General features: G+C 34.1%; 6 protein-coding genes and 1 pseudogene. 2 read left to right on the top strand and 5 right to left on the bottom strand.

From position 1 onward, the window contains the following. From AC1DTM_RS19255 to comGA, 5 genes and pseudogenes are all read right to left on the bottom strand, one after another. Positions 1-171, bottom strand: a pseudogene (locus tag AC1DTM_RS19255) (type II secretion system protein); the annotation flags it as partial. Further along, the gene (gene comGD / locus AC1DTM_RS19250; RefSeq protein WP_477000666.1) at positions 140-595 is read right to left on the bottom strand and encodes a competence type IV pilus minor pilin ComGD; all 456 of its coding nucleotides are present in this window, start codon (positions 593-595) and stop codon (positions 140-142) included. The gene comGD and the pseudogene AC1DTM_RS19255, both read right to left, overlap by 32 nt. After that, positions 592-891, bottom strand: a complete 300-nt coding sequence (comGC, locus tag AC1DTM_RS19245) for a competence type IV pilus major pilin ComGC (protein ID WP_002160489.1) — start codon at positions 889-891, stop codon at positions 592-594. Before comGC ends, comGD begins: the two co-directional genes overlap by 4 nt. An 11-nt stretch (positions 892-902) precedes the next feature. Further along, positions 903-1,940, bottom strand: a complete 1,038-nt coding sequence (gene comGB, locus AC1DTM_RS19240; protein WP_016106152.1) for a competence type IV pilus assembly protein ComGB — start codon at positions 1,938-1,940, stop codon at positions 903-905. After that, the gene (comGA, locus tag AC1DTM_RS19235; RefSeq protein WP_016106153.1) at positions 1,927-2,970 is read right to left on the bottom strand and encodes a competence type IV pilus ATPase ComGA; all 1,044 of its coding nucleotides are present in this window, start codon (positions 2,968-2,970) and stop codon (positions 1,927-1,929) included. Before comGA ends, comGB begins: the two co-directional genes overlap by 14 nt. Before the next feature lie 205 nt (positions 2,971-3,175). Between comGA and AC1DTM_RS19230 the strand changes: the two genes are divergently transcribed. Together AC1DTM_RS19230 and AC1DTM_RS19225 are read left to right on the top strand one after the other, a co-directional pair. Beyond that, positions 3,176-3,871, top strand: coding sequence for a helix-turn-helix transcriptional regulator (locus AC1DTM_RS19230; RefSeq protein WP_016106154.1), 696 nt, complete (start codon positions 3,176-3,178; stop codon positions 3,869-3,871). A 132-nt stretch (positions 3,872-4,003) separates the two neighbouring features. Beyond that, positions 4,004-4,155, top strand: a 152-nt coding sequence (locus tag AC1DTM_RS19225) for a DUF2626 family protein (RefSeq protein WP_477000667.1), incomplete at its 3' end; no start/stop codon positions are given.

The raw sequence follows: 4,155 nt of genomic DNA, 5'->3' as shown, positions 1-4,155 counted from the left end.
AAATAAGGTCGCTTCTTTTTTTAATAGTATTAATGCTTTATAGCTCATTTTTATATTTTTTCTTTCTTGCATAATTAATAATGTTTGCGGGAGCAATAACGATACCGCCATCATTATTAAACTTAACGCTACAACCATTTCAACCATTACTGATCCTTTTTGACACTTCACGATACGTAAATCTCCCTCTGCCAAGCTGAAATACAATCTCATATTTATACCCTCGATAGGAAAGTAAAATCGTACCCCCTCTATTAATATTCCCGCTCGGATTATATGTCATCGGATTCGGAAAGGTATGCAAATCAATTTGGACATCTTTATCATATTCTCTCTTAACAATTAAAAAGCCCKTCTCCGATTCCGAAATATAATACATCTGTTTCCCTTTAAACCAGCGTAACGTATAATGTTTTTGACGCTTAATCGCCAACTGCTGCATATACAAAATATCATTTGAAAACTGTTTCAAAAACTGCTCGGCTCTTTGTTTTTCATATAATGAAGTAACGTTAAAATGCGTAACAACACTCAGTACAGAAATAGCAAATAAGACAAGTAGCATTTCTAAAAGAGTAAAACCTTTTTGTTTCACGATTTCCCGGCTGATACTGTGCCATCATCGGAAATATGGATTGGTTCACCTTTCGGACAAGTTTTAGAAGTAATATACTTTCCTGTTTCAAGTTCCTCTATTGATGGAATCTTATTATGTTGCAATTGATATGCTTGTATTTGTGCTTCTATAGATTTCACATAGGCTGCACATCCTTTTCCTTGTACGGATGAGCGCTGTGTAACTACATTTGGAATAATTAATAGTAATAATACAGTTATGACAACCATAACTAATAACATTTCTAAAAGAGTAAAACCTTCCTCATTCTGCATGTAAATCCCCCCTAAATTGAATTCATCATTTGAAACATCGGCATAATCATCGCTAAGTACATCAGAATGACTATAACCCCAAGACATGTAAATAAAATGGGTTGAATCACAAATAACATACGTTTAATTTTTTGTTCTACCTTTTCAATAATGTGCTCACTGTAATCACCAAGCTCATTTGCTAAATTACCGTTTGCTTGTCCATGCGTAATGATATAAGAAAGTTCTTTCTCATAATAACCGCTTTTATCAATAATAGATTGTAACGGTTCTCCTGCAATTAATTGCCGCTCAATTCGGGCTGCTTCATACTGAAAGAATGGATGATACTTTTGCTTCATCATTATTGTTAATGCTTCGTGCACTGACAATCCACCGTGTAATAAACCACTTAATTGAGCGGAAAAATAATGCGAATGATTTAAAATAGAAAATGTTTTCATAAGGGGAATACGGATCATAATCTTTACCTGTTGAGTAGGCGGAAGTTTTCGGAAATAAAATATATATAAACTAAATCCCGTTATAACGATAAGAAAAATGATATAAATGAAGTAGGGTAATAATTTAATTGCAACTAAAATTTGCTCCGTAAGTGGTGGTGCTGTAGAACGTAAAGAACTATACATCATTTCAAACTGAGGCAATAAAATGAGGTTAAAAACAGAAAGCATAATCATTAAAAAAAATGATAAAAACATAGGATATTGCATTACTTTCATCATATCTTTCCTATATTTATCCTTCTTGTAAAGAAGTACACTCCCTTGTTGCAAAGCAAAAGAAATATCACCGTGTCGCTCTGCATAAAACAAATAACTTAACACCTCCGGATGAAACATTAATTGATGAAAAGAAGCATGCAAACTTTGTCCATTTTTCAATCCCTCGATCATATGCTGTAACTGTAATTTCTTCCCTAACGGTAGTTGAAACTGCAAAAATTCTAACGCCTGTAAAAGTGAGTAACCTTTCTCTAATAAATCACTTAATCTTTTCCATAATAATACTTGATCACTTAAACTCCATTTTCCCTTAAACATATACATCTTCTTCTAAAAAGCCTAAAGCATACCCTTTTCGCACCGACGATTCCAACGTTTCATAGTGATACGTAACATGTTCTCCACTTGCTTCTTTAATCGCTTGTTTTAATTCATATCCATATAACAGTTCATAAATGCTTGCCTGCCTCACTTGCCTCATTGATTTACATAAAGTTGAACACTTCCCTCTGCAAAACGGACATTTTAATTCAACGAGTCGCTGAGCAGCTACAGCCAATAATGATTGTTCAATTTCTTGCCTTGTAATACCATAATCCATAAATCGTAGTATCGCTCCTTTCGCATCATTTGTATGCAAGGTTGTCATCACTAAATGTCCCGTCAAACTGGCCCTTACAGCTACTTTTGCTGTTTCTTCATCACGAATTTCGCCAACTAAAATAATATCTGGATCGTGACGCAAAATAGCCTTTAATCCCGTTTCATATGTGATACCAGCTTTTTCATTTATTTGAATTTGTAATAAACCATCTTTTCTTCTCTCAACTGGATCTTCCAGCGTAACAATGCGACGTGTTTCTCCTTTTCTTGCTACTTCTAATAACGCATACATTGTCGTTGTTTTTCCAGAACCAGTCGGCCCAGTAAATACGAGTAACCCATGAGAATGCTTTAAAAAAGAGAGTAATTTTTCCGCTGTACTTGGAAATAACGAAAGATGAGACAACGGCTGAACAGATGCTTGTAAATGGAGGCGAATAACTAGACTTTCTTGATATACTGTTGGAAGTGTTGAAAGGCGTAAATACACTTCTGATCCATCAATTTGCAAATATAATGAACCATTTTGAGGCTTTCTCCTCTCTCCTATATCCATTGATGCTAAAAACTTAAAGTGCGAAACAAGCTTTTCTCCAAATTCCTTTTCAATACACCTTTTCGTAATTAAATCTTTCCCTATACGTAATTGAATCGCCACATCCTTTTGCCTGGGCACAATATGTAAGTCTGATGCTTGCACCCTACAAGCTTCTTTCATAATCATATTTGCAAAAAGCTCGACACTATTCATCAAGTTTCCCTCCTCACTATGTATATATCATGAAAAAATGCACAAGAAAAATTAGAGATTTTGTATTTTCACTAAGAGAAAAAGGAAAAATATGTTTGTGAAATTATGAACAATTTCCGAATTATTGTCTGAAATTACCTATATGGAAGTTTATCTGTATTATAATGTTAATATCTTGGATAAAGTGATAAAGGTGGAGATCCTAATGGAACAAGCTTTAAAAATTACAGGTGTATTATCTGACCCTACTCGTTATTATATTTATAAATATATTTCGCAAAAGCATAATTACGTAACTGTACAAGAAATTGCAGATGAGTTTAACATTCATCCAAACGTAGCGCGTTTACATTTATCTAAATTAGAAGATGTTAATATGCTCAAATCAGAAACAAAAAAAACTGGGAAAGGCGGCAGACCAAGCAGACTATACGTCTTGTCTCAAGATGTCATCCAGTTACAATTCCCATTTCGCGATTATCAATTATTAGCGCAGATAGCATTTAATTCACTGCTAAGCTTAGGTAGCGCTGGTGAAAAAGCGCTATATGAAACAGGGAAACAATTCGGCAAAGAATTAATGCAACAACATATGCATCGCTTAAATGTAAGTGCAGAAGCATTGACGATAGAACAAAAAATGCTAATCGCAAAAGAAGCATTCTCAACAGCTGGTTTATCTCCTGCTTTTGAATTAAGTACAGATGGCACAAAAATTTTCTATGATGTACACAATTGCCCATTTAAAGAAGTTGCTGCGCATCATCCGACTGAAATTTGTAATATGCACGGAGATATGATGAAGGGGATTTTTGAAATCCTATTCCCGAACATGGAATTAACACGAAACGATAGTCTACTAGATGGATGCAAATCTTGTAACTATAAAGTTCAAATTTAGTTTTTCAACTAAGAAGAAGTCAATATTATAATTGGCTTCTTTCTTTTATACGAATGAATATTTACAATAGTTAGAAAAATAAACTATAATGAAAAGAGGTTTTACTTTTTTTTAGAAAAGGAGGGAGATGGCATGGAGCGCATGTTTCGCGTTCTCGGCTTTTGGACTGGAATTTTCTCGGTTATGTTTTACGTAGGGGATATGCATTCGACCGCACTACTATTTTTAGGACAAACAGGATTCTTCGTACTTTTAAGTTATTTAAAATTAACAGAGCGTATGTA

The organism is Bacillus sp. P4_D3 (assembly GCF_056401855.1).
Note: the sequence above shows the minus strand (reverse complement) of the source record. Positions and strands in the feature narration are given on the sequence as shown.

Coding starts and splice junctions, on each gene's coding strand:
- comGC (WP_002160489.1), bottom strand. CDS start 891: ATGCAGAATGAGGAAGGTTTTACTCTTTTAGAAATGTTATTAGTTATG.
- comGB (WP_016106152.1), bottom strand. CDS start 1,940: ATGTATATGTTTAAGGGAAAATGGAGTTTAAGTGATCAAGTATTATTA.
- comGA (WP_016106153.1), bottom strand. CDS start 2,970: ATGAATAGTGTCGAGCTTTTTGCAAATATGATTATGAAAGAAGCTTGT.
- AC1DTM_RS19230 (WP_016106154.1), top strand. CDS start 3,176: ATGGAACAAGCTTTAAAAATTACAGGTGTATTATCTGACCCTACTCGT.